The sequence below is a fragment of the Kutzneria sp. NPDC052558 genome, assembly GCF_044547355.1.
In the GTDB taxonomy this organism is placed as follows: Bacteria; Actinomycetota; Actinomycetes; order Mycobacteriales; family Pseudonocardiaceae; genus Kutzneria.
Map to the genome: position 1 here is coordinate 218,652 of NZ_JBIUAG010000008.1, position 24,267 is coordinate 242,918.

Genomic DNA, 24,267 nt, shown 5'->3' on the forward strand with positions numbered 1-24,267 from the left:
TAGGAGAACAGGCAAGACATGGCACGCCGCAGCAAGGGCTCCGTGACCAAGGTGGACCCGTCGGCCTTCGACCGCGCCGGCGCCACCGTGCTGGACACCCCGGTGACCACCGAGATCGAGGACTCGTACCTGGAGTACGCCTACTCGGTCATCCACTCCCGCGCCCTGCCCGACGCGCGCGACGGCTTGAAGCCGGTGCACCGCCGCATCCTGTATTCGATGCACGAGCAGGGTTACCGCCCCACCCACGCCTACGTGAAGTCCTCACGTGTGGTCGGCGACTGCTTCGTGCGTGGCACCCTCGTGTCGACGCCGACGGGCTTGCGCCGCATCGAGGACATCGAGCTCGGCGAGCAGGTGCTGGACGCGGCCGGGCGGGCGGTGCCGGTGACCGCGGTGTACGAGAACCCGGTGTCCGAGCTGGTGAAGATCACCTGGTCCAACGGGCACACCATGGTTGTGACGCCCGGCCAGCGCTTCCGCACCGTCTCGGACGACCTGACCATGGGCTGGACCGACGCCCGCGACCTGGCTGGCCGGCAGACCATCGGCTACGGGCGGCGGCGGACGGCGGAGACGCCGGCCGGTGGCGACGTCTACAGCTACGTGCTCGGTCTGATCGTCGCCGAGGGCTTCGCCGTCGACCGCGCCCGAACGGCGGACGGCCGCGTGCGCATCCATATGTGCGACGTCGAACCGATCGACGTGGCTCACGGCTGGGCCATCGAGGCCGGTCTGAACGTCTCGCGTGGCAAGCGGGTGGCCAAGAACCCCCGGCACAAGGACCAGCACGTCCTCACCTTCGCTCGGCACGAGGGTCTGCTCGAGGTCGCGACTCCGGTCAGCGACGGCAAGCACGTGCCGCCGGCCGTGTTCGAGAACCGGTCGCAGTGGGCCCCGTTCCTGGCTGGTCTGTTCGACGGCGACGGCTACGTGCGCAAGCGCAACCGCGAGATCGTCTACGTCAGCACCAGCGATCTGTTGGTGCGCCAGGTCTATTCGATGCTTGCCGACCTCGGGATCCATGGACACCACTGGTCGCGGGTGAGCACGAGCGGCCACAAGACGCTGTTCGGCCTGTCCATCTCCGGCAGCGACGCCGCTGCGCTGGCCCGTCTCCTGCTGACCTGGTCGAAGATCGGATACAAGCGCGACGACCTCTGGCGCGTCGTGGACATCGACTACCGCTACAGCGGGAAGCAGGGCAACGACCGCCTGCCCTACCGCCCGGTGATGGCCGAGTTCTCCAGGTATAGCAATTCCCTGACAGATCGTCTCTTCCCGCTCAGCCGGGCGGTGTCGGATGGCTGGCTGGACGAGCTCCGCCGGATCGGTTCGCCGCTGGCCGACCGACTCGACGCGCTGGCCGGTTTCTCTTTCCTCACGGTCGAATCCGTGGTGCCGGTGGACCCCGACACGACCTACGACATCCAGGTCGGGGCCGAGGAGCACACGTTCGTCGCCGAGGGCTTTGTCGTGCACAACTGCATGGGCAAGTACCACCCGCACGGTGACCTGGCCATTTACGACGCCATGGTCCGCATGGCCCAGGACTTCTCGCTCAACGCGCCGCTGATCGACGGGCACGGCAACTTCGGCTCCCCGGACGATGGACCGGCCGCCTCGAGGTACACCGAGGCGCGGATGTCCAACGAGGCCATGCTGCTGGTCGGGGAGCTGGGCGAGGAGACGGTCGACTTCCGGCCCAACTACGACGGTTCGCTGGAGGAGCCGTCGGTGCTGCCGGCGGCGTTCCCCAACCTGCTGGTCAACGGCACGTCCGGGATCGCGGTCGGCATGGCCACCAACATGATCCCGCACAACCTGGGCGAGGTCGTGGCGGCGGCCAGGTGGCTGATCAACCACCCGGACGCCTCGCTGGACAAGCTGATGGAGTTCGTGCCGGGGCCGGACCTGCCGACCGGCGGCATGCTGCTGGGCCTGGACGAGGTGCGCAAGGCCTACGAGACCGGCCGCGGCGTGGTCCGAATGCGGGCCAGGGCCGAGACCGGGCCGCTGGAGGGCTCGCGCGGCCGGCAGGCGATCACGGTGACCGAGCTGCCCTACGGCGTCGGCCCAGAGAAGATCATCGAGAAGATCACCGACGAGGTGACCAAGTCCAAGCGGCTGACCGGCATCGCCGACGTGAAGGACCTGACCGACCGGGAGAACGGCACCCGGCTGGTGATCGAGTGCAAGGTCGGCGTGAACCCGCAGGCGCTGCTGGCCGACCTGTACCGGCTGACGCCGCTTGAGCAGTCCTTCGGCATCAACAACCTGGTGCTGGTGGACGGCCAGCCGCAGACGCTGGGCCTCAAGGCGCTGCTGGAGGTGTTCCTCAAGCACCGCTACGAGGTCGTCACCCGGCGCACCCGCTACCGCAAGCGCAAGCGCGAGGAGCGGCTGCACCTGGTCGAGGGCCTGCTCAAGGCGTTGCTGGACATCGACAAGGTGATCCGGCTGATCCGCAACAGCGACAACGCCCAGGCCGCTCGCGACGGGCTGATGAAGCAGTTCAAGCTCTCGGAGATCCAGGCCTCGTACATCCTGGACACGCCGCTGCGCCGGCTGACCAAGTACGACAAGATCGAGCTGGAGTCGGAGCAGGAGAAGCTGACCGGCGAGATCGCCGAGCTGGCCAACATCCTGGACAACCCGGCCGTGCTGCGCAAGGTCGTGTCCACCGAGCTGGCCAAGGTGACCAAGGACCTCACCTGGGAGCGGCGGACCGCGCTGATCGACGGCGACCTCAAGGAGGTGCTGGCCGCGTCCAAGCCGGCCGGCCCGCTGGAGGTGGCCGACGACCCGTGCCAGGTCCTGTTGTCCGCCACCGGTTTGGTCGCCCGCACCGCCGCCGAGTCGGAGGAGGCCTCGGAGGCCCGCCGCCGCAACGGCCGGGCCCGCAACGACGCCGTGGCCGCCGTGGTGCACACCACCGCCCGTGGGCAGATCCTCGTGGTCACCAGCAAGGGGCGGGCGTTCAAGACCGATGTGCTGCCGCTGCCGGTGTTGCCCGAGCAGGTCGGCACCGTGTCGTTGAGCGGCGGCATGGCCGCCGCCGAGCTGGTGCCGCTGGACAAGGGCGAACGAGTCGTCACCATCGCGCCGCTGACCGACACGGAATCGCCCGGCCTGGCCGTCGGCACCCGGCAGGGCGTGGTGAAGGTGTGCGCCCCGGAGTGGCCGGTGCGGTCGGACGAGTTCGAGGTGATCACCCTCAAGGACGGCGACGAGATCGTCGGCGCCACCTGGCTGGGTGACGGCAGCGAGACCCTGGTGTTCGTCTCCTCCGACTCTTCCTTGCTGCGCTACGAGGCTTCGCTGGTTCGGCCGCAGGGCCTCAAGGGCGGCGGCATGGCCGGCGTCAAGCTGGCCGCCGGCGCGCACACCGTGTTCTTCGGGGCCGTGCGCACCGACGACGAGGAGCACGGCCAGCCGATGGTCGTCACCGCCACCGGCAACACCGTCAAGGTCACGCCGTTCGCCGAGTACCCGGCCAAGGGCCGCGCCACCGGCGGCGTGCGGACGCACCGCTTCCTCAAGGGCGAGACCGCTTTGCGCCTGGCCTGGGTCGGCCCGCGGCCGGCCGGCTCCACCGACACCGGATCCTCGGTGGAACTGCCCGAGGTGGACGTCCGCCGCGACGGCTCCGGGCATCCGCACCCGGGTCCGGACGTGATCGGGCACCTGGTCGAGCGGGGCTGAGTTGGTGGGGCGCGCCGGTTTTCGGCCGGCGCGCCCCTGTCACCCCTCCCCAGGGTCTAGGCGGCGACCCGCTCGTCCCAGTCGATCTCGTAGCGGTGCAGCCAGCCGAACATCTTCTCCGGCTTCATGAACAGCTTCATCGCCACCGGGGCCAGCAGGCTGGTGATCGCGTGGCCGACGCGGCCGTTCACCTTGTCCTGGTTGGTCCGCTCGCCGGCCTCGGCGACCTTCTCCACCCGGGTCCGGCGCAGCTTCTCGTAGGCCTGGAACGCTTGCGGCGCCGGCAGATCACGCAGGCAGCGGGCCAGCTGGACGGCGCTCTCGATGGCCATCGACGCGCCCTGGCCGGTGCTGTTGGACGGCACGTGCGCGGCGTCGCCGACCAGCACCATGCGGTCGCTGTGCCAGGTGCGCGCGCTGGGCATGATGTGCATCGCCCCGAGCACCAGCATGCCCTCCGGCGTGGCCGCCTTCAGGATGTCGTGGGCCGGGTAGTCGTCGCCGTAGAGCTCACGCATCCGGCGCAGCCATTCCGCCGCCCCGATGCGGCGGGCCTGGTCGCCGGTGATCGGCTCCGCGCTGGGCACATTGGTGAACCAGCCGGTGTCGCCATCGGCCGTGAGGGCGTAGCCGAGGAATCCTCGCTTGCCCTGGGCAAAGTAGAACTCGCCTTCGACCAGGTTGAAGTCGTTGCCCGGCACGGAGCCGCCGAAGCCGAGCAGGCCGGTGTAGCGCGGGCCCGGTCCGTCCGGGTCGATCACCTTGCGGACCGTGGAGTGGACGCCGTCCGCGCCGATCAGCACGTCGCCGGTGGCGGTGCTGCCGTCGGCGAAGTGCGCGACGACGCCGTCCGCGGTCTCGGTGGCGTCCACCAGCCGCCGGTTGTGGTGGATCTTGATGCCGGCTTCGGTCGCCCGCCGGGCCAGCATCCGGTAGAGGTCCGGGCGCAGCACCAGCTGGCTGGGGTTGTTCTCGTCCAGCTCCCCGAACGCGCCGAGCCGCTTGCCGCTGCCGTCGGTCATCACCATGCGCCGGTTGGGCCGGCCGACCCGGCGCAGGTCCTCGGCCAGGCCGACCAGGCCCAGCGCGGTGACGCCGTTCGGCGCGATCATGAGCCAGCCGCCGGCGTTGTCCGGGTTGTCGGCGTACGCCTCGAAGATCTCCGCCTCGACGCCGGCTCGGCGCAGCGCCAGCGCCGTCACCGGTCCGGTGACGCCACCCCCGATGATCAGTGCTTTCATGTTCTCCCCCTGAAGAATTCGTGCCACATGCGGTGGTAGTCGGGGCCGGCCAGCCGTTGGGCCAGGCTCGCGACGTAGCCGCGCTCCGCCTCGCGCATCGCGAGCCGGTACTCCTCCTCGATCAGGAACCACCAGTCCAGTCCCTGCTCGGTCGTCTGCCGGATGGTCTCGCCGATCTCCGCGACCTCGGCCGTCAGCGCCTCCAGCCGCCGCCCGAGCAGCTCGACCGTCTCCTCCGGCGGCAGCACGACCAGCAGCGACAGCGCCACCCCGAAGCTGGGGTACTCGTGCACCGGCGTCGCCACCAGCTCGCGCATCCAGTCGTACAGCTCGGTCCGCCCGGCGTCGGTGATCGCGTAGACCGTGCGCTCCGGGCGCTGGGTGTCGCGGACCGTCTCGTGCTCGGCGATGAAACCCGCCTTGGTCAACTGCTCCACGACCATGTAGAGCGATCCTCGGTTGTACTTGATGTCCCGGTCCTTGCCGTGCTCCTTGAGCCGCCGCCCCATCTCGTACGGGTGCAGCGGCTCCGCGAACAGCTCCGCCAGCACGGCCAGCGCCAGCGGATTGGACACCTTGCGTCGTTTCACCCGTCACTCCAAATGGTCAGTTCCAACTATCCATACCTGACTAGTCAGTGTCAACTATGTGTTCGGGGCCACGCCGGCGTCACCATCGCGACAACGTGGCCGCCCGGGCCGTCATGACCGCGTACACAACCCTGCCCACCTGCGGATTCGGGAGTGTTCTTGAGGTCGACGGACCGATCGAGTGGGAGGACACGATGACCCTCGCCGAGCTGATGCCCACGCTGGGTGAGTCGCTGCGCGGACACCTCGAGCCCGGGATCTGGCCGCGGTCCACCGCCCACGGCGTCGACGGCGACCTGCTGCTCGGCGGCGTGCCGCTCACCCAGCTCGCCGCCCGCTTCGGCACCCCCTGCTACCTGCTCGACGAGCTCACCGTCCGGCAGCACTGCCAGGAGTACCGGGCTGTGCTGCCCGACGTCGAGATCGCCTATGCCGGCAAGTCCATGACCAGTCGCGGCGTGCTGCGCTGGATCGCCGAGGAGGGCCTGTCGCTCGACGTCTGCTCGGCCGGCGAGCTCGCCGTCGCCCGCTCCGTCGACTTCCCCGCCGCCCGCATTCTCTTCCACGGCAACGTGAAGACCCCCGAGGACCTCAAGGCCGCCATCGCCTACGGCGTCGACCGGATTGTCGTCGACTCCCTCGACGAGATCGACCAACTCGGCGCCCTGGCCCGCTATCCCCAGAACGTGCTCATCCGCGTCACCCCCGGCGTCGACGGGCACACCCACAAGGCCATCGCCACCGGCGTCGAGGATCAGAAGTTCGGCTTCTCCCTGCGCTCCGGCGCCGCCCTGGAGGCCGTCGCCCGCGTCCTGGCCCAGCCCAGCCTCCGGCTCGTCGGTCTGCACTGCCACATCGGCTCCCAGGTGTCTCGGGTCGCCTCGTTCGAGGAGGCCGCTCGGCTCATGGTCGGGCTCATGGCCACCGTGCAGGCCCGCTTCGGTCTCAGCCTGGCCCAGCTCGACCTCGGCGGCGGCCATGCCGTGCCGTACCGCTGCGGTGATCCTTCCTTCGACCTCCAGGGCTACGCCGACCGGATCCGTCGAGCCGTCAACTTCGAGTGCTCCTCACACCGGCTTCCCCCTCCCCACCTCATCATCGAGCCCGGCCGGGCCATCGTCGGCTCCGCCGGCGTCACCCTCTACCGCGTCATCACCGTCAAACACGGCGCTTCCCGCACCTTCGTCGCTGTCGACGGCGGCATGAGCGACAACCCCCGGCCCTCCCTCTACGGCGCCCGCTACTCCGTCCGCCCCGTCGGCCGCCGCTTCTCCCCCCTCGGCCGCCCCGTCACCGTCGTCGGTCGCCACTGCGAAGCCGGCGACGTCCTCGCCGAGGACGTCGTCCTCCCCTCCGACATCCACCCCGGCGACCTCCTCGCCGTGCCGTGCACCGGCGCCTACCACCACTCCCTCGCGTCCAACTACAACCTCGTCGGCCGTCCCCCCGTCGTCTCCGTCCGCGACGGCGTCGCCCGCCTGCTCATCCGCCGCGAGACCGAGGACGACCTCCTCGCCCGCGACCTCGGCTGACCCGGTTTGTCCACAGCCCCCACCCGGTACGAGGCACTCTCCGGCTTCGAGGAGGCCAACACGACGGCGCCGACGACCTCGATCGAGCGAACTGTCTAGTCCGACCTTGACGCTTGCGTCTAGGTCGGACTAGACGTACCTTGGTGAAGCGGCGGGACGTAGTAAAAAAGATCGCGACGGAAGCGAAGCGGCAGGGCGTGGGCTGGCGGCTTGTCCGAGAAGGGGCGAATCACAGCGTCTTCGCACTCGATGACACCGTGATTCCGATCCCACGCCATACTGAGCTCGGCGAGAACTTCGCGGTCGAGATCTTCAAGGAATGCCAGGACGTGCTCGGGAGGGGTTGGTGGCGGAAGTGAAGACCTACCACGCCGAAGTGACTCGCGACGGCAAGTTCTGGCTCATCCGCATCCCCGAGATCGGGCGCTCGACACAGGCGCTGCACTACCGGGACGTGTCGACCATGGCATCGGAACTCATCGAGATCATGGAGGGGGTCGGCGGCGACGACTACGACCTCCATCTGAAGGTGAATCTGCCGAGTTCGGTGGAAGACCATCTGGCCCGGGCCGAGGTGCTGCGCGAAGAAGCGATCCGCAAGAACGCCGAAGCCGCACTGGAATCGCGGGCCGCGGTGCGGGAACTGCTGGCGGAGGGGCTTTCCCAGCGTGAGGCCGGCGAGGTTCTCGGACTGTCATTCCAACGGGTCAACCAGCTCGCCAACAGCTGAGGCGACGCCGTCGACTTCGAGTTGAGCGGGCGCGTCCCGCACAATGGGGGCATGCGTACTGCGGCGAGGACCCTGCGGATCGGCCCCCATACGGTCGACCCGCCGGTGGTGCTCGCGCCGATGGCGGGGATCACCAACACGGCGTTTCGGCAGCTGTGCCGGCAGTACGGGGCCGGGCTGTACGTCTGCGAGATGATCACCAGCCGGGCGTTGGTGGAGCGGGATGCCACGACGATGCACATGATCACGTTCCACCCGGACGAGCGGCCGCGGTCGTTGCAGCTGTACGGGGTGGATCCGGTGACCATGGGCAAGGCCGTGCAGATGATCGTGGACGAGGACCTGGCCGACCACGTCGACATGAACTTCGGGTGTCCGGTGCCGAAGGTGACGCGCAAGGGCGGGGGCGCGGCGCTGCCGTACAAGCGGCGGCTGTTCGGGGACATCGTGAGCGCGGCGGTGCGGGCGGCGGAGCCGGCGGGGATTCCGGTGACGGTGAAGTTCCGCATCGGCATCGACGAGGAGAACCTGACCTACCTGGACGCGGGCCGCATCGCGGAGGCGGAGGGGGCGCAAGCGGTTGCGCTGCACGCCCGGACGGCCTCGCAGCGGTACTCGGGCCGCGCGGACTGGTCGGCGATCGCCCGGCTCAAGGAGTCGGTGACGACGATCCCGGTGCTGGGCAACGGCGACATCTTCAAGGCCCAGGACGCCCTGGACATGGTGGCGGCGACGGGCTGCGACGGGGTGGTGGTTGGCCGGGGCTGCCTGGGCCGGCCATGGCTGTTCGGGGAGTTGCAGGCGGCGTTCCGAGGGGAGCCGCTGCCGAAGGGCCCGACGCTGGGCGAGGTGGCGAAGGTGCTGCGCCGCCACGCGGAGCTGCTGACGGAGCACTACGACGAGCACAAGGGCCTGCGCGACCTGCGCAAGCACATGGCCTGGTACCTGCACGGCTTCCCGGTGGGCTCGACGGTCCGCCGAGGGTTCGCGATGGTGTCGAGCATGCAGGAGCTGGACGACCTGATCGGCCAGCTGGACCACGAGGTGCCGTTCCCGGCCGACGCGGAGGGCCCCCGCGGCCGCCAGGGCTCGGCGGCGAAGGTGGTGCTGCCGGAGGGCTGGCTGGACGACCCTGAGGACGCGAGCGTGCCGGCGGGCGCCGAGATGATGCACTCGGGCGGCTGAGGAAGGGCCGGATCGGTCGGCAGGGTGGATGCGCCGGACGCGAGCGGCGGGCGAAGGAGCGGCCATGCGGAGGGGGCGGCTGGTGGCTGACGGCAGGCTGATCGCGCTCGCGGCGTTGGCGCTGACGGGGTGCTCGGTGGCGGGCACGGCGCAGCCGTCGCCGGATCCGGGGCTGGTGACGGCGTACTTCAACGACCTGGACACGGCGGCGGCGCAAGGAGTCCAGCAGGAGCAGAGCTACCTGAAGGCGACGCAGGTGCCGGCGTTCGCGGACCGGGTGTGCGACCTGAACGGGGTGACGATCACGATCACGCCGGCGCTGTCCACGCTGCGGACGGATCCGGACTGGTCGCCGCCGGGCTCGGACAAGCGGCCGAGTGGCCGGATCTATGTGGTGGCGGTGACGCTCACCATCCGTCAGGGCAACTCGGTGGTGGGCACGCAGATCGGCTCGCAGCGCGTGGTGATCGACGGCGGCCGGGCGTACAGCTTCGCCCCCTGTCCGGCCCAGTGACGGTACTCACATACGCCCATCCGTGTTACTGAGGGTCAGCGTTTCGGGCCACGGCTCGGTCAGCCAGTCGAGGGAAATGCGGCCCGGCCAGTGTGTCGGAGCTCAAGCCGCGCCGCCCCGGGGACGACACCACCTTCGTGAGGAGGTGAGCGCGGTGACCGCGTCATCACAGCCCGACGTCTCTGAGGAACCGGACGGCCAGCAGGCCGACGGCGGACTGGTGAACCTGCACGAGAAGCTCGCGGGACTGCTCGCCTCCCGCGGCCAGTGGCGCGAGGCCTACGACCACCTGCGGTCCGCGCTCGACCTGATCTACCAGGACGGCGACGGCCACGTCCCGGCGGTGCCGGAGCAGCTGCGCCGCGAGGTGGACCGGCTGCGCCGAGAGCACGCCGAGGCCCACGAGCAGAGCATCAGGGACAGCCTCACGGCCAGCTACAACCGGCGCTACCTGGACCAGCGGCTGGTGGCGATGCTGGCCGACCGGACCGGGGTGCTGGCGGTGGCGCTGGTCGACCTGGACTGGTTCAAGCAGGTGAACGACCGCTATGGGCACCTGGTGGGTGACCGGGTCCTCCAACAAGTCGTGGAACTTCTCCAGGTGGACCTGCCGGAGCCGGCGTTCTGCGCCCGCTACGGCGGCGAGGAGTTCGTGCTGGTGCTGCCGGACACCGAGCACGAGCGGGCGGTGGAGATCGCCGAGGCGGCCCGGGACCGGGTGGAGCGGCACGACTGGTCGGCGATGGCCCCGGGCCTGCGGGTCACGGTCAGCGCGGGCGTCGCGCACGAGGTGGGCGGCAACTGCGAGAACGGGGCCGAGCACCAGCTGTTGCAGGCGGACAGCCTGCTGTACTCGGCCAAGCAGTCGGGGCGCAACGCGGTCGCGTACCGCGAGAACGGTCGCGTGCGGCTGGCCGGCCCGGCATCGGCGCGGCGCGCGGTGGCCGATGTGCGGGTCGCCGAACACTACTGACAGCAATCACACCCAGCTCAAGTGCCCATTCGGCCTAATGCGGTGGGCGGTTTCGAGTACGAACCGTGTCAGAATTGCGGCTGCCTGTCGCTAGAACTAGCGGTCGTCCGTACTATCGCGTGCGCTGGGTGCCGCGCCGCGATGTGCAACCACTGTGGCCGCACTGACGTCAACTCGTGATGAACAGCCCGTATGGGCCGTGAGCCTGAAGGGAGCCTGGGTGCCCGACGATCCCCGCTTCGGCGGCACCGGTCCCGACGGCGCCGCGGATCCCGACGAGGAGCCGACCGGGCGCCGTGGCCGTCGACGCAGGTCGATGGAGGCCTCCGGCGGCCTGAGCGTGTCCGACCTGGTCCAGCGGCACACGGGCTCCCGACCGAATCTGCCTCGCCCGACGCCGCCCGCGGTCGAGCCGCCGCCGCCCGCGCAGCCGAGTGGCCGTCGCCGCGCGGCGCAGCCCGCGCCACCCGTTCCGCCTACCTCGCGAGCGGGCCGCTCCAACCCCGGAACGGGTCAACATTCCGGACAGCACCCGGTGGTGCCGCAGAACGACCAGCCGACCGGTCGCCGCGCGCTGCGCGAACCGGGTCCGGTGGCCGGCACGCGCCCCGGAGAGGGCACGGGCCGCCGCGCCGCCATCACGCCGCCCGGAGAGGCGACAGGCCGCCGCGCGGCCGTGCCGCCCCCGCCGCCGGACGAGGATGACGACGACGAGACCACCACCCTCCGCCGTGGCGATGCCACGGGCCGCCGCGCGGCCCCTGGAGAGGCCACTGGACGCCGTGCGGCCGCGCCGCCGCCTGGAGAGGCCACGGGGCGTCGTGCGGCCGTCACGCCGCCTGCTGAGGCCACGGGTCGCCGTGCCATGCTCACGCCTCCGCCCGGAGAGGCCACGGGTCGCCGCGCGGCCATCACGCCGCCGGGAGAGGCCACGGGTCGCAGGCCGGCCGTCACGCCCCCCGGTGAGGCCACCGGACGCCGCCCGATCCCGCCGGCCGGACCACGCCCCGGCGAGTCGAGCCTGTCCAACATGCGCCGGCCGATGCCGCCGGGCGGTCGCCCGCCCGTGCCGCCGCCGGGAGAGGCCACCGGACGCCGTCCGGTCGTGCCACCGCCCAACGGCGCCCCGCGCCCGGGTGAGTCCTCGGGACGCCGGCCCATGCCGCCACGTCCCGGCGACGCCACCGGCGCGCGCCCGGTCGTGGACCGCCCGGGCGAGAGCAGCGGCCCCCGGCCGGTGCTGCCGCCCAACGGCCGCCCGCCGGCCCCGCCGCGCCCGCCGTCCCAGGACAGGTCCCAGGACAGGTCCCAGGACAGGTCCCAGGACAGCCTGCGCACGCGTCTTGAGCCCGAGGTGGCCCCGGAGCAGGCGCCGGAGGAGCCGCTGATCGAGGCGGACCTCGACGAGCCGGAGGCCCCGCCGCAGCCGGAGCGCCGCGAGGACATCGAGCTGGCCGCGCTGACCACGGAGATGGAGCCGATCGGCGAGGAGGTGCAGCGCCGCCGCAAGGTGGACCAGACGCTGGCGCGCTTCTCCGCGGTGCACGACGAGATGGCCATCGAAGAGGCCAAGCGGCGCAACCGGCAGAAGAAGTACATGCCGTGGATCGACACCGAGGACGGGGTGCCGCCCGAGCCGCCGGCCTCGGCCGAGGAGCCGGTGGAGGACGATCCCGAGTTCGACATGGATCCGGCCGAGATCGAGCGGGCCCGCGAGAAGCGCCGCATGATCGGCCTGGTGATCAAGGTGGTTGCCATCGCCGCCGCCGCGATCGTGCTGATCGTCTGCGGCATCGCCTGGGGCTCGGTCAAGCAGTGGACCGGCGCGGACATCAAGCAGGTGGACGCGCTCGACCCCAACTCGCCGGCGATCCAGGCGGCCGACCAGCAGCGGGGCGCCGACAACTTCCTGCTGGCCGGCTCGGACATCGTGCTGGTCGCGCATGTGCCGGCCGACCGCAAGCGGATCGTGTTCGTGTCCTTCCCCAACGGCATGCAGCTCAGCCAGCCGCCGTGCGGCCCGGCCAGCCTGTCCGGGGCGCTGGCCGCGGGCGGCCCGCAATGCGTGACGCAGGACGTGCAGAAGATCTCCGGCCTGCTGATCAACCACTTCATGACGATGAGCTCGGACGGCCTCAAGGGCATCGTCGACGCCATCGGCAACGTCGAGCTGTGCGTGAAGCAGCCGCTGCAGGACGGCCAGCTGGGCACGATCATGTCCGGCGCCGGGCCGCAGCCGGTGGACGGCGACGCCGCGGCGAAGATCGTGAAGGCGCGCAACGTGTCCGGCGACCCGTCGCCCGACCTGGGCCAGATCCGGCGGCAGCAGCGGCTGATGGGCGCGCTGCTGCGGTCGGCGGTGCAGAACCAGGTGCTGCTCGACCCGACCAAGCTCAACGCCCTGCTGGGCGCGGTGTCCAAGAACGCCTCCGGCGACAACGTCGGCGTGGACCAGCTGGCCTCGCTGGCCCAGTCGGTGCAGGGCGTCGGCCCGGACCAGGTGGTGTTCACCAGCGTCCCGGTGGGTGGCACGCCCGAGGCCACGAAATCCTTGTTCACAGCGGTCATCAACGGCACGCCGCTGCCGTCGGAGGGCGCGACCGGCAGCGGTCCGCTGGTCGACCCGAAGTCGATGAAGATCCAGGTGGTCAACGGCAGCGGCAAGGGCGAGCTGCCCACGAACACCTCGGGGGCCTTGGGGCACTTGGGTTTCCAGGTCGTCTCGGTGGACAAGGCGGCGACCACGATCGACAAGACCACCGTCCGCTACGCCCCCGGCCGGGAGGCGCAGGCCCGCACGCTGGCCGCCGCGGTGCCGGGCTCCAAACTGGTCGAGGACTCGTCCCTGGCCGGCGCGGTGCAGCTGGTGACCGGACCCGAGTTCGACGGCACTGTCGTGACGCCGCAGGCCCAGCCGAACGGCCAGCAGGCCAGTGATGTGTCCACGATCAGCGGGGCCGACGCTTCCTGCCAGTGACGATGCGCGTTCGTCGCCCGTGGTTCACGTCCGGTTCATCCGACGATGCCGCCGGCGCGACCCCGGGCCCGTAGGCTGTCGGCCATGCGTGAGGCTTACCACGACCAGCTCGGCGAGCTCGCTGACCAGCTGGCGAGCATGTGCGGTTTGGTCGGCGACGCCATGGAGCAGGCGACCAAGGCGTTGCTGGACGCGGATCTCGGCATCGCCGAGCGAGTCATCAGCGGCGACGCGAAGATCGACGACGCGCGGGCCAAGTGCGAGGAGGACGCCTACGCGCTGCTGGCGTTGCAGGCCCCCGTCGCCACCGACCTGCGCACGGTGCTGTCGGTCATCCACGCAGCGGAAAGCCTGGAGCGAATGGGCGATCTCGCGCTGCACGTGGCCAAGGCCGCGCGCCGCCGGCACCCGGCGGCCGTGCTGCCCGACGAGGTTCGGGGCTACTTCGAGGAGATGGGCCGGATCGCGGTCGACCTGGCCCGCAAGGCCGAGCAGGTGATCCGCACCCAGGACGTCGACCTGGCCCGCCGCCTCGACGACGAGGACGACGCCATGGACGACCTGCACCGGCACCTGTTCTCGGTGATCATGGACAAGGACTGGGGCCACGGCGTGCCCTCGGCCGTGGACATCACCCTGCTTGGCCGCTTCTACGAGCGCTTCGGCGACCACGCCGTCTCGGTGGCCAAGCGCACCGTCTTCGTCGTCACCGGCCGCATGCCCGGCTACGCCAGCGCCGCCGACGACCTGTAGACGTCGAAAACCCCGATCGGCCCACCGGATTCCGGTGGGCCGATCGTCCATTTCGGACGGTCAGCTCAGCAGCAGCGGGTCGAAGTCGCGCCAGGCCGCGAGACGTTGCCCGGACAGGCGATCCTGCTTGAGGCGTGGGGCCTCGTCGAACGACAGGGTCGCCTTGTCGTCGGGCGTGATCGCCGGCCAGCGGGGCAGCGCGGGCGTGCCCGGGTCGCCGGTGCGGGCGAACGTGGCGAAGGAGTGGACCATGGTGTCGGCCACCTCCTGTGCCACGGCCGGATCCGCGCCGGGGGCAAGGACTTCCGGACGGATCCGACCGAACGTGAAGGGCACGTCGCTGGCGTGCGTCGCGCCGATAGGGCCGGCGCCCGCGTAGTCGAACGTGTACTGCCAGACCTTCGCGCCGGCCCGGACCAGGCCGTCGGCCAACCAGATCGACGGCAGCTGGGTGAACGCCCCGCACAGCACGTCCTGCCGGGGATCGCGCCCGGCCGACGTGGTCTGCGTGTAGACGGCCAGCAGTCGGTCCCAGGCGTCGTCGCCGTAGAAGTGGCGGATGACGTACTCCAACGGGTTCAGCACCTGCGGGCCGAGGTCGATGAAGTCCTTGTCGCAGGTGCCGATCAGCACGTCGACCTCGCCGGTCAGGCCCTCGAGCGGATGGCGGGGCAGCACGTCGCCGTCGACAACCGGGTGGTACGCCTGGGATTTGACCCCGGGCCGCACTCGCTTCGAGGCCTCGAGCAGGTCGGCCGCCGGCACCTCGGTGAGCTCGTCCGCGGTGACGCCGAGGTTGTCGAGCACGACCTCGGTGGTGCGCCCGAGGCCCTGGGGCATGGGAAGCCAGCCGGGGCTGCCGCTCTGCACGATCGCCCGCCGGAACAGGCCCCGGGCCGCCGGGGCGCCCAGCATGGCGCCGATGGAGCCGCCGCCCGCGGACTCGCCCATCACGGTGACGGCCGCGGGATCGCCGCCGAAGCCGGCGATGTTGTCCCGCACCCAGCGCAGCGCCTCGATCTGGTCGAGCAGGCCGCAGTTGCCCGATCCCGGCCGTTCGGGCTGGTGCAGGTAGCCGAAGGCGTTGACCCGGTAGTTGAAGGTGACGAACACGACGTCGTGCCGCCGGGCGTAGACGCTGCCGTCGTAGTGGCTGCCGGCGCCGCCGATGAATCCGCCGCCGTTGATCCAGACGATCACGGGCCGACGGCCCCGGGTCGACGGCGACCAGACGTTGAGGAACAGGCAGTCCTCGCGCTGGTCCGGCCCGGGCTGGGGGAAGCCGGGTATGGGCAGGGCCACCTGGATCGGCTCGGCGCCCAAGCGCGTCGCGTCGCGGACGCCGTCCCAGGGCCGAACCGGTCGGGGCGGCGCGAACCGGTGCTCGCCGACGGGCGCCTCGGCGTACCGGATTCCGCGCCAGACGGTGAGTTCGCCCTCGCGCACGCCGCGGACCAGGCCTTCCCGGGTCTGCGCCAGGGTGGCCTCGGGGGAAGTCGTCACGACCCCCGATCGTGGCCGAACCCCGGGCCGTCCACAACAGATCCACGCCGGGGCCGGCAATTGGGGAAGGCCCCGAATACACGTGCGGCGCTCAGCCGACAGTCGGCTGAGCGCCGCCGGTGGGGCACGATCAGCCGAAGCGGCCGGAGATGTAGTCCTCGGTGGCCCGCTGGCCGGGGTTGGAGAAGATCTTCTCGGTGTCGTCGATCTCGATCAGCCGCCCGGGCTGGCCGACGCCGGCCAGGTTGAAGAAGGCGGTCTGGTCGCTGACCCGGGCCGCCTGCTGCATGTTGTGGGTGACGATGACGATCGTGTAGTCCTTCTTCAGCTCGCCGATCAGGTCCTCGATGGCCAGCGTGGAGATCGGGTCCAGCGCGGAGCAGGGCTCGTCCATCAGCAGCACGTCGGGCTGCACGGCGATGGCGCGGGCGATGCACAGGCGCTGCTGCTGGCCGCCGGAGAGGCTGCCGCCGGGCTTGTCGAGACGGTCGGAGACCTCGGCCCAGAGGTTGGCCCCGCGCAGCGACCGCTCGGCCACCTCGTCGAGCTGCTTCTTGTTGCGCACGCCGCCCAGCCGCAGCCCGGCGACCACGTTGTCCCGAATGGACATGGTGGGGAACGGGTTGGGGCGCTGGAAGACCATGCCGATGGTGCGGCGCACCTCGACCGGGTCCACAGTGGACGCGTAGATGTCCTCGCCGTCCAGCAGCACCTTGCCCTCGACGCGGGCGCCGGGGGTGACCTCGTGCATCCGGTTGAGCGAGCGCAGCACGGTGGACTTGCCGCAACCCGAAGGCCCGATGAAGGCGGTCACGCTGCGCGGCGGCACCGCGAGCGCCACCCCGTCCACGGCCTGGAACTTGCCGTAGAAGATGTTCAGGTCCTTGACGTCGATCCGCTTGGCCATTTGTCAGCTCACTTCGTCTTGATGGCCGAGAACCGCGACACGAGGGCGGCCACGAGATTGAACAGCATGATCAGGATGATCAGGGTCAGCGCCGCGCCCCAGACCCGCAGCTGGCCGGCGGGGTTGGGGTTGTTCAGCTCGTTGAAGATCAGCAGCGGCAGCGAGGTCATGTTGCCGTCGAAGATGTTGAAGTTGATCGACTTCGAGTAGCCGACCAGCACCAGCACCGGCGCGGTCTCGCCCATCACCCTGGCCATCGCCAGCATCACGCCGGTGACCACGCCGGACAGCGCCGTGGGCAGCACGATCCGCATGATGGTCTTCCACTTGGGCACGCCCAGCGCGTACGAGGCCTCGCGCAGCTCCTGCGGCACCAGCCGCAGCATCTCCTCGGTGGACCGCACGACCACCGGCAGCATCAGCAGCACCAGGGCCAGCGACACGGCGAACGCGCTCTGCCCCAACCCGACGGTGCCGATCCACAGCGCGAAGATGAACAGCGCGGCCACGATCGACGGCACGCCGGAGAGGATGTCGACCATGAAGGTGGTGAGCCGGGCCAGCCGGCCCCGGCCGTACTCCACCAGGTAGATCGCGGCCAGCACGCCGACCGGCACCGCGATCACCGCGCACACCAGCGTCTGCAACAGCGTGCCGACGATCGCGTGGTACGCGCCGCCGGCGAACTCCTTGGGCAGCACGCCCTTGAGCGAGTGCGTCCACCAGTCCGAGGACAGCAGGGCCTGGTAGCCGCGCAGGACCACGGTGATCAGCAGCCACACCAGCGGCACCAGCGCGAGCAGGAAGGCCAGCGTGACCAGCACGGTGGCCACCATGTTCTTAGCCTTGCGGGCGCCGCTGACGGCCTGGAAGGCCGGCGGGCTGGCCGGACGGTCCAGAGTGGACTCGGTGGTGGTCATTTCGCCGCCTTTCCGCCGGCGATGGACCGGGCCACCGCGTTGACCACGAAGGTCAGGACGAACAGCACCAAGCCGGCCGCGATGTAGGCGCCGGTCGGCAGCGGCTGGCTGAACTCGGACGCGGCCGAGGCGATCTTGGACGCGAACGTGTAGCCGCCGTCGAACAGGCTCCCCGTCGCCGGCGTGGGCGAGGAGTGCAGGATGAGCAGCACGGCCACCGTCTCGCCGAGCGCGCGGCCGAGGCCGAGCATGGAGGCGGCGATGTAGCCGCTGCGGCCGAACGGGAGCACCGTGGTCCGGATGACCTCCCACTTGGTGGCCCCCAGGGCCAGCGCGCCCTCGATCTGCATCACCGGGGTCTGCCGGAACACCTCGCGGGTGACCGAGGTGATGATCGGCAGCAGCATCACCGCCAGCACCACGCCGACGGTGAAGATGGTGCCGGCGCCGGCCAGCGGGATGTTGCCCTTGGCGAACAGCGGGAACCAGCCGAAGGTGGCGTTGAGCCAGGTCTCGAACGGCTCCAGCGCCGGGCCGAGCACCAGGATGCCCCACAGGCCGTAGACGATCGACGGCACGGCCGCCAGCAGGTCCACGAGGTAGGCGAACGGCCGGCTCAGCCGGGCCGGCGCGTACTGGGTGAGGAACAGCGCGATGCCCAGCGAGACCGGCATGGCGATGACCAGCGCCACCAGCGAGGTCAGCACGGTCACGATGAGCAGGTCCCTGATGCCGAACATCAGGTTGTTCGGGTCGAGGGTGACGAATTGGGCGCTGACCAGGAAGTTGGCCTTGTCGGCCAGCAGCGACGGGACTGCCTTGATCAGCAGGAAGATCCCGATCAGCGCGATCGCGATCACGATCGCGAGGCCGGCGCCGGTGGTCAGCGTGCGAAAGATCGTGTCGCCGGGCCGGCGTACCGTCGCCGTCCGGACACCTGGTTGACCGCTGTCGGAGGTCATGGCACCAATCATGCGGCTACCGCCCCGATCGTCCAGAGCGGACTCTGGACGATCGGGGCGGATGCGCGTCGGTCGGGTCTCGCTCACTGCGGCACCTCGCTGGCGCTCGGTGTCCGCATTCGCGGACGCTCTGCGTTGAATGACTCGCTCGCAGGCTCGCTCATCGGGGTACGGCGGTCAGCTGATGGCGTCGATGGCGGTGGTGAGCTTGGCCTTCAGCGAGTCGGGCAGCGGGGCGTAGCCGTTGGTGGCCAGGTCGGTCTGGCCCTGGTTGATGGCGGTGGTCAGGAAGGCCTTGACCGCCTTGCCGGTGGCCGCGTCCGCGTACTTGGAGCAGACGATCTCGTAGGTGGCCAGCACGATCGGGTAGGCGCCCGCCGCGGTGGACTTGTGGATCGAGCTCAGGTCCAGCGACAGGTCGTTGCTGCCGGCGTTCTTGAAGGCGGCGCTGGCGATGGCCTTGCCGACGCTGTCGGCCGAGACCTTGACCGGGGTGCCGCCGGCCGTGGTGACGATGGAGGCGATGTTGAGCTTGTTGGCCTGCGCGAAGGACCACTCGACGTAAGCGATGCCGCCGTCGGTCTGGCCCAGCGAGGTGGCCACGGCCGGGTTGCCGGACGCGCCCGAGCCCACGCCGCCGTTGAAGGTCTTGCCGGCGCCCTTGGTCCAGCCGCCCGCGCTGGTCAGGTACTGCTGGAAGTTGTCGGTGGTGCCGGACTGGTCGGACCGGAAGACCACGCTGATGGCGGTGCTGGGCAGCGTCGCGCTCGGGTTGAGCTTCTTGATCGCGTCGTCGTTCCAGGTCTTGATCTCGCCGTCGAAGATCTTGGCCGTGGTGGCGGCGTCCAGGTTGAGGTCGGACACGCCCTTCACGTTGTAGACGACGGTGATCGGGCCGAAGACGGTCGGCAGGTCCCAGGCCGGGCTGCCGCACGCGGCGGCGGCCTTGTCCGGCTCGCCCTTCTTCGGGTCGAGGGCGGAGTCCGAGCCGGCGAAGTCGGTCTGCTTGCCGGTGAAGTCGGAGACGCCGGCGCCGGAGCCGTTGGCCGTGTAGTTGACGTCGTTGCCGTCGCAGGCGTCGTTGTAGGCCTTGACGAACAGGTCCATCGCGTTCTTCTGCGCGGTGGAGCCGCTGGCCTTCAGCGTCTTCTTGCCCGAGCAGTCGACCTTGGGGGCCGATGAGCTGGAGCCGGTGGTCGAAGTGCCGCCCGTCGCGCCGGTGTTGTTGTCGCTGCCACAGGCGGTGAGCAGGAGGGCGCCTGCCGCCATGATGCCCAGCGCGACGCCGTGCCGCTTCATGTTCACCTGGATCCTCCGTTTGGAGACTCGACTTCGAGCGCGACGGGTCCCGCCGCTCGTTTGCCGACCGTAAGGAGCGAGGGTGGACGACAGCCCTTGGCCAGGTGAACGGAAGATGAACAGGGCACACGAAGTGACGACGACTACTCCAACCGAGTGGTATCGCGACCCCAACGTGACCCGGTCGATGAGACTTCGTGACGCAGCGCAGCGTAACGCGGGATCAGCGCCCGTACTGCACGTCCGCGTCCCACACAGTGAATCCCAGCTTGCTGTAGACCGCCACCGCCGGCGCGTTGTCGGACTCGACATAGAGCATCACGCTGCGTAGCCCCGCCGCGCGCAGATGCTCCATCCCGATCACGGTCAGCGCCTTGCCCAGCCCGCCGCCCTGCGCGTCGGGATCCACGCCAACCACGTAAACCTCGCCGATCGCCTCCGGCGGGCCGTCGTGGACTTTCGTCCAGTGGAATCCGAGCAGCCGGTCCGATGCGTCCACGGCGAGGAAGAACCCGGCCGGGTCGAACCAGCTCTCCTGCTCGGTGGCCACCAGGTCCTCGACCGTGAGCGCGCCCTGCTCGGGATGCCAGGAGAAGGCCCGGTGGTTGACGGCGACCACCGCCGCCTCGTCGTGACCGGGCACGAAGGTCCGGATCCGCACGCCCTCACGCAGCTGGGGCTGCGGCACGTCGCCGGCCATCCAGCGCATCCGCCGCAGCTCACGGACCTTGTTCAGGCCCAGCTTGGCGGCGATGGCGGCGGCGGCCGGGTGGTCCCCGTGCGACCACAGCCGGGCCGACCGGTCCCCGGCCAGCGTCAGCAGGCGCTCGACCAGCTGCGTGCCCACGCCGCGGTTGCGGCCGGCCGGGTGCACCAGCGCCTCCCCGACCAGGTGGCCGAAGGAGTCGCCGACGGTGTCGAGATGGGCGTAGCCGACCAGCCGCCCGTTGTCCTCGGCCAGCACGTGCGTGCCCGGCCGGGAGACGAACGACGGCAGGTCACCGGCGCCGGTGCGCTCGTCGGCGAGGCGGGCCGCCTCGAAGATGCCGGCCACCCCGTCCACCTCGACCGCGGTCAGCCGGTCCCGCCCAGTCAGCTCTGCCACACCGACCGACGCTAGCGGTCAGCGGAACTGCTTGGCCAGCGCGGCGAAGGCGTCGGACTCCGAATCGTCGTGCGTGTCGTGGTCGACGCCGCCGGTGGTGCGGGCGCCGGGCCGGGACGGGCGGACGAACTTGTAGCCCACGTTGCGCACGGTGCCGATCATCAGCTCGTGCTCAGGGCCGAGCTTGGCCCGCAGGCGCCGCACGTGCACGTCGACCGTGCGGGTGCCGCCGAAGAAGTCGTAGCCCCAGACCTCCTGGAGCAGCTGGGCCCGGGTGAACACCCGGCCCGCGTGCTGGGCCAGGTACTTGAGCAGCTCGAACTCCTTGTACGTGAGCTCGAGCGGGCGGCCCTTGAGGCGGGCGGTGTAGGTGGCGTCGTCGATGACCAGCTCGCCGAGCTGGATCGCGCCGGCCGCGCCGGCCTGGTCGGGCTTGCGGCGGGAGCTGACCAGCCGGAGCCGGGCGTCCACCTCGGCCGGGCCGGCGGTGGGCAGCAGGATCTCGTCCACGCCCCAGTCGGAGGTGACGGCGACCAGGCCGCCCTCCGTGACAATGGCCACAACCGGCACCTCGACGCCGCTGCTGGACAGCAGCCGGCACAATGAGCGGGCCCCGGCCAGGTCGCCGCGGGCGTCGACCAGCACGGCGTCGTGCGGGCCGGCCTCGAGCAACGCCGAAACCTCCGGCACCAGCGGCCGCACCACGTGGGGCAGCAGGGACAGCGCCGGCAGCACCGACGTCGGGTCCGGGTCCCCGGTCAACAGCAGCAGATCGACACCCATGGGCAAGCCGCCTCCTCTCGCGCGCCGCGGCCTGGCCACCGGCGGGCGGGCTGATCGGCGTACGGTGGCCAGGCCCCGTTGCCTGCGGATGTCCGGGACAATACCGGTCGTGACCAGCCCCGAGGGTGGTCGAAACACGCGCGTCACACGAATTAACAAAGGTGGGGAGAATCGGCGATGACCACCACTACCCGACCGCGGCGCGGTCGCCGGTGGAAGATCCTGGTCGCGGTGCTGCTGGTGCTGGCCGCGATGCTGGTGGCGGCCGACTTCGCCTTCGCCGCCATCGGCGAGTACCAGGTGTCCAAGAAGATGCGCACCGAGCTGAAACTGACCGACGACCCGTCAGTGACCATCCATGGCTTCCCGTTCATGCTCCAGGCCGCCCGCGGCGACTACCAGGACATCGAGATCGAGGCCAACGGCATCCCGATCGGCGACACGCTGCGCGACCTCCAGGTCAAGGCCCACCTCTACGACGTGAAGGTGCCGCTGTCGGAGCTGGTGTCCGGCACCGCCCACTCGGTGCTGATCAACCAGGTCGAGGGCCAGGTCCAGATCAGCGCCGCCGACGTGAACCGGGCGTTCAACGCCACCGACGTGGGCCAGGCCCTGGGCGTGTCCAACCTGACCATCGGGCCCACCCCGCCCGACATGCTCTACGACACCCCGACCCCCACGCCGACGCCCACCCCCACGACCAGCCCGTACACCGACACCAGCATCGGGGTGCGGCTGTCGTTCAACATCACCGTGGCCGGCCATCCGCTGAAGATCAACGCCTACGGCCTGCTCGGCCTGTCCGGCACGAAGATCCAGGTGCAGCCGACCCGGCTGGAATTGGTGGACGGGGTCACGACGTTGAAGGTTCCGGACACCTTGCAGCAGCCGATCTTCGCCGCCCTGTCCACCGAGCTGGACCTGGGCAAGGCCCTGCCGTTCACGGTCGTGCCGACCAAGGTCGGCGTGGACAGCAACGCCTTCACGGTCAGCGGCAAGGCCACCAACGTCCAGTTGGGCAGCGGGAGGAGCGGGATCGGATGACCGGGCTGTGGGTGCTGCTCGCGGTGCTGGCCGCCGCCACCGTCGTGGGCTTGCTGCTGCGTGGGCGGGATGGGCGCGTGACGCGCCGCAAGCCGGCCGCCGACCTGCCGGCGCAGGTCCGGGACCTGATCGACCCCGCCGCCCCGGTCACCCTGGTCCAGCTCTCCACCACCTTCTGCGCCCCCTGCCGGCACGCCCGCGTCGTGCTGTCCGACCTGGCCGCCAAGACCGAGGGCGTCGAACACCGTGAGCTGGACCTGACCGACCTGCCCGAGGTCGCCTCCTCGCTCAAGGTGCTGCGCACTCCCACCACCGTCGCCTTCGCCCCGGACGGGGCCGAGCTGCTGCGGGTCGGCGGCGTGCCCAAGCGCGACGTCCTGGCCGAGGCCCTCCGCCCCCACCTGGCCTGACTCCAGCCAGCGGGTCCGGTCTCAGGCGGCGTTCACCGGCGAGGCCGGCGTCAAGGCCTGGGTGATGCGGCCGTAGTAGTCCCCGGTCACCCACTGGACGTTCGACGGCCGTTGGCCGTCACCGGCCACGAACTGCTTCAGCGCGGCATGCGCCTGGCTCAGCGGGATCGCGGTGAAACGATCGTGGTAGCGGGCGGTGTCGACGTCACTGGCCAGCCACGGGTCCTCCAACGGCGGCCGCGGGTTGTAGGACACCCACATCTGCGCGTCGGCCGAGTTGAGGAACCACAGCAGCGCCGCCACCCCGGCCTCCGGGTTGGCGCTCACCCGGAACATCTGAGCCGGGTGGTCCACGGAAGTGTCGTCGAAGGGCAGGTCCGCGAGCACCACGTCGCTGGGATGACGAGGGTCGGCCCGATAGACCAACTCGTGCAGGAGCGTCTCGATCTCGTCAGGCGTGCCGGCGTGCTTCCACCGACCGTCGTGCACCGCGCTGAGAATCATGCCCGCTGCCTCCCTTCGAGCTCTGAGGGTACCTGGGCGCCTCGAGTCCACACGGTGAGTGAGCTGCCTTCGGGCAGGACCACGGCCACCGCTTGCGGGCAGCCGAAGACCCCGCGGCAGATCCGATCGTTGTTGATCACGAGAGTGGCGTGGGTGAGACCGCGCTCGCGCATGATCATCGCCGCGTGGACCTCGACGTGACTGGCCGGCGGCGCCGCCGTCAGCCGCGGGTTGCGCACAGCCGGGGTCTTCAGGTGGACGCGCAGGTGGTCGTCCGCCTTGACGAACCACTCACTGTTCTCGCCGCTGACCAGTAGTTCGTCGAGCCGGTGACCGTCATCGTCCACCAGCATTCCGGTGGTGACGTGCGTGCGGGGATCCGTGGCTTCCGGATCGATGTCTCTGCCGACCTCCGCCGCCCATACGGCGTCACCTGACCAGGGAGGTCGGCCCGATCCCGACATCGATGGCACAACGTGACCAGATAGGCACGCAACGTCATCACACCGACCTGCCGCCTCGGAACCGGTCTCCGAATGCCTCGACGGCTCGGCCGTCCGAGCTTTATCGGTACAGTAGCCATTCCATCTGGTGGACGGCCCTCCCACGAACAGGGAACCGCGGGTACTC

General features: G+C 70.4%; 22 protein-coding genes. 11 read left to right on the forward strand and 11 right to left on the reverse strand.

The window, feature by feature from the left end; translation table 11 throughout:
- Window positions 1–18 precede the first annotated feature (18 nt).
- A complete protein-coding gene (locus tag ACIG5F_RS17075; RefSeq protein ID WP_396518644.1) occupies window positions 19–3,705 on the forward strand; it encodes a DNA topoisomerase (ATP-hydrolyzing) in 3,687 nt (1,228 codons plus the stop codon).
- Window positions 3,706–3,761: 56 nt separating this feature from the next.
- Here the strand turns inward: ACIG5F_RS17075 and ACIG5F_RS17080 are convergent, their stop codons facing one another.
- Window positions 3,762–4,946, reverse strand: a complete 1,185-nt coding sequence (locus ACIG5F_RS17080; RefSeq protein WP_396518645.1) for an FAD-dependent oxidoreductase — start codon at window positions 4,944–4,946, stop codon at window positions 3,762–3,764.
- Window positions 4,943–5,536: a PadR family transcriptional regulator gene (locus tag ACIG5F_RS17085; RefSeq protein ID WP_396518646.1), complete on the reverse strand. Its 594-nt coding sequence runs from the start codon at window positions 5,534–5,536 to the stop codon at window positions 4,943–4,945. Before ACIG5F_RS17085 ends, ACIG5F_RS17080 begins: the two co-directional genes overlap by 4 nt.
- Before the next feature lie 194 nt (window positions 5,537–5,730).
- Between ACIG5F_RS17085 and lysA the strand changes: the two genes are divergently transcribed.
- From lysA to phoU, 8 genes are all read left to right on the forward strand, one after another.
- Window positions 5,731–7,068, forward strand: coding sequence for a diaminopimelate decarboxylase (gene lysA, locus ACIG5F_RS17090; RefSeq protein ID WP_396518647.1), 1,338 nt, complete (start codon window positions 5,731–5,733; stop codon window positions 7,066–7,068).
- A 143-nt stretch (window positions 7,069–7,211) separates the two neighbouring features.
- On the forward strand, window positions 7,212–7,427 hold the full coding sequence (locus tag ACIG5F_RS17095) for a hypothetical protein (RefSeq protein WP_396518648.1): 216 nt from the start codon (window positions 7,212–7,214) through the stop codon (window positions 7,425–7,427).
- A complete protein-coding gene (locus ACIG5F_RS17100; protein WP_396518649.1) occupies window positions 7,415–7,798 on the forward strand; it encodes a hypothetical protein in 384 nt (127 codons plus the stop codon). Before ACIG5F_RS17095 ends, ACIG5F_RS17100 begins: the two co-directional genes overlap by 13 nt.
- Before the next feature lie 51 nt (window positions 7,799–7,849).
- Complete coding sequence (gene dusB, locus ACIG5F_RS17105; RefSeq protein ID WP_396518650.1) at window positions 7,850–8,983, forward strand: tRNA dihydrouridine synthase DusB; 1,134 nt, start codon at window positions 7,850–7,852, stop codon at window positions 8,981–8,983.
- An 82-nt stretch (window positions 8,984–9,065) separates the two neighbouring features.
- Window positions 9,066–9,497: a hypothetical protein gene (locus tag ACIG5F_RS17110; RefSeq protein ID WP_396518651.1), complete on the forward strand. Its 432-nt coding sequence runs from the start codon at window positions 9,066–9,068 to the stop codon at window positions 9,495–9,497.
- Window positions 9,498–9,642: 145 nt separating this feature from the next.
- Window positions 9,643–10,470 carry a GGDEF domain-containing protein gene (locus tag ACIG5F_RS17115; protein WP_396518652.1) on the forward strand — a complete coding sequence of 276 codons (828 nt, stop codon included), beginning with the start codon at window positions 9,643–9,645 and terminating at the stop codon, window positions 10,468–10,470.
- Between the two features lie 1,159 nt (window positions 10,471–11,629).
- Complete coding sequence (locus ACIG5F_RS17120) at window positions 11,630–13,447, forward strand: LCP family protein (protein WP_396518653.1); 1,818 nt, start codon at window positions 11,630–11,632, stop codon at window positions 13,445–13,447.
- A gap of 84 nt (window positions 13,448–13,531) precedes the next feature.
- Window positions 13,532–14,200 carry a phosphate signaling complex protein PhoU gene (gene phoU / locus ACIG5F_RS17125; RefSeq protein ID WP_396518654.1) on the forward strand — a complete coding sequence of 223 codons (669 nt, stop codon included), beginning with the start codon at window positions 13,532–13,534 and terminating at the stop codon, window positions 14,198–14,200.
- 60 nt (window positions 14,201–14,260) lie between these two features.
- Here the strand turns inward: phoU and ACIG5F_RS17130 are convergent, their stop codons facing one another.
- The 7 genes from ACIG5F_RS17130 to ACIG5F_RS17160 form a co-directional block, all read right to left on the reverse strand.
- Window positions 14,261–15,703: a carboxylesterase/lipase family protein gene (locus ACIG5F_RS17130; RefSeq protein ID WP_396518655.1), complete on the reverse strand. Its 1,443-nt coding sequence runs from the start codon at window positions 15,701–15,703 to the stop codon at window positions 14,261–14,263.
- 130 nt (window positions 15,704–15,833) lie between these two features.
- Window positions 15,834–16,610, reverse strand: coding sequence for a phosphate ABC transporter ATP-binding protein PstB (gene pstB, locus ACIG5F_RS17135; protein ID WP_396518656.1), 777 nt, complete (start codon window positions 16,608–16,610; stop codon window positions 15,834–15,836).
- 8 nt (window positions 16,611–16,618) lie between these two features.
- Complete coding sequence (gene pstA / locus ACIG5F_RS17140; RefSeq protein ID WP_396518657.1) at window positions 16,619–17,530, reverse strand: phosphate ABC transporter permease PstA; 912 nt, start codon at window positions 17,528–17,530, stop codon at window positions 16,619–16,621.
- Entirely contained in the window at window positions 17,527–18,492 is a 966-nt protein-coding gene (gene pstC / locus ACIG5F_RS17145) for a phosphate ABC transporter permease subunit PstC (protein WP_396518658.1), read from the reverse strand. The genes pstA and pstC overlap by 4 nt, the downstream gene beginning before the upstream one ends.
- 177 nt (window positions 18,493–18,669) lie before the next feature.
- Entirely contained in the window at window positions 18,670–19,797 is a 1,128-nt protein-coding gene (gene pstS / locus ACIG5F_RS17150) for a phosphate ABC transporter substrate-binding protein PstS (protein WP_396518659.1), read from the reverse strand.
- Window positions 19,798–20,014: 217 nt separating this feature from the next.
- Entirely contained in the window at window positions 20,015–20,896 is an 882-nt protein-coding gene (gene mshD, locus ACIG5F_RS17155; protein ID WP_396518660.1) for a mycothiol synthase, read from the reverse strand.
- 18 nt (window positions 20,897–20,914) lie between these two features.
- Window positions 20,915–21,679, reverse strand: a complete 765-nt coding sequence (locus tag ACIG5F_RS17160) for a winged-helix domain-containing protein (protein ID WP_396518661.1) — start codon at window positions 21,677–21,679, stop codon at window positions 20,915–20,917.
- Between the two features lie 177 nt (window positions 21,680–21,856).
- Between ACIG5F_RS17160 and ACIG5F_RS17165 the strand changes: the two genes are divergently transcribed.
- A complete protein-coding gene (locus tag ACIG5F_RS17165) occupies window positions 21,857–22,723 on the forward strand; it encodes a DUF2993 domain-containing protein (RefSeq protein ID WP_396518662.1) in 867 nt (288 codons plus the stop codon).
- Complete coding sequence (locus ACIG5F_RS17170; RefSeq protein ID WP_396518663.1) at window positions 22,720–23,133, forward strand: TlpA family protein disulfide reductase; 414 nt, start codon at window positions 22,720–22,722, stop codon at window positions 23,131–23,133. Before ACIG5F_RS17165 ends, ACIG5F_RS17170 begins: the two co-directional genes overlap by 4 nt.
- A 21-nt stretch (window positions 23,134–23,154) precedes the next feature.
- On the opposite strand, the gene ACIG5F_RS17175 is transcribed toward ACIG5F_RS17170, so the two are convergent.
- Both ACIG5F_RS17175 and ACIG5F_RS17180 read right to left on the reverse strand, forming a co-directional pair.
- On the reverse strand, window positions 23,155–23,637 hold the full coding sequence (locus ACIG5F_RS17175; RefSeq protein WP_396518664.1) for an Imm1 family immunity protein: 483 nt from the start codon (window positions 23,635–23,637) through the stop codon (window positions 23,155–23,157).
- Window positions 23,634–24,101 carry a DddA-like double-stranded DNA deaminase toxin gene (locus tag ACIG5F_RS17180; RefSeq protein ID WP_396518665.1) on the reverse strand — a complete coding sequence of 156 codons (468 nt, stop codon included), beginning with the start codon at window positions 24,099–24,101 and terminating at the stop codon, window positions 23,634–23,636. Before ACIG5F_RS17180 ends, ACIG5F_RS17175 begins: the two co-directional genes overlap by 4 nt.
- Window positions 24,102–24,267 lie beyond the last annotated feature (166 nt).

Coding starts and splice junctions, on each gene's coding strand:
- ACIG5F_RS17075 (WP_396518644.1), top strand. CDS start 19: ATGGCACGCCGCAGCAAGGGCTCCGTGACCAAGGTGGACCCGTCGGCC.
- ACIG5F_RS17080 (WP_396518645.1), bottom strand. CDS start 4,946: ATGAAAGCACTGATCATCGGGGGTGGCGTCACCGGACCGGTGACGGCG.
- lysA (WP_396518647.1), top strand. CDS start 5,731: ATGACCCTCGCCGAGCTGATGCCCACGCTGGGTGAGTCGCTGCGCGGA.
- dusB (WP_396518650.1), top strand. CDS start 7,850: ATGCGTACTGCGGCGAGGACCCTGCGGATCGGCCCCCATACGGTCGAC.
- ACIG5F_RS17120 (WP_396518653.1), top strand. CDS start 11,630: ATGCCGCCACGTCCCGGCGACGCCACCGGCGCGCGCCCGGTCGTGGAC.
- phoU (WP_396518654.1), top strand. CDS start 13,532: ATGCGTGAGGCTTACCACGACCAGCTCGGCGAGCTCGCTGACCAGCTG.
- pstB (WP_396518656.1), bottom strand. CDS start 16,610: ATGGCCAAGCGGATCGACGTCAAGGACCTGAACATCTTCTACGGCAAG.
- pstA (WP_396518657.1), bottom strand. CDS start 17,530: ATGACCACCACCGAGTCCACTCTGGACCGTCCGGCCAGCCCGCCGGCC.
- pstC (WP_396518658.1), bottom strand. CDS start 18,492: ATGACCTCCGACAGCGGTCAACCAGGTGTCCGGACGGCGACGGTACGC.
- ACIG5F_RS17160 (WP_396518661.1), bottom strand. CDS start 21,679: ATGGGTGTCGATCTGCTGCTGTTGACCGGGGACCCGGACCCGACGTCG.
- ACIG5F_RS17165 (WP_396518662.1), top strand. CDS start 21,857: ATGACCACCACTACCCGACCGCGGCGCGGTCGCCGGTGGAAGATCCTG.
- ACIG5F_RS17170 (WP_396518663.1), top strand. CDS start 22,720: ATGACCGGGCTGTGGGTGCTGCTCGCGGTGCTGGCCGCCGCCACCGTC.
- ACIG5F_RS17175 (WP_396518664.1), bottom strand. CDS start 23,637: ATGATTCTCAGCGCGGTGCACGACGGTCGGTGGAAGCACGCCGGCACG.
- ACIG5F_RS17180 (WP_396518665.1), bottom strand. CDS start 24,101: ATGTCGGGATCGGGCCGACCTCCCTGGTCAGGTGACGCCGTATGGGCG.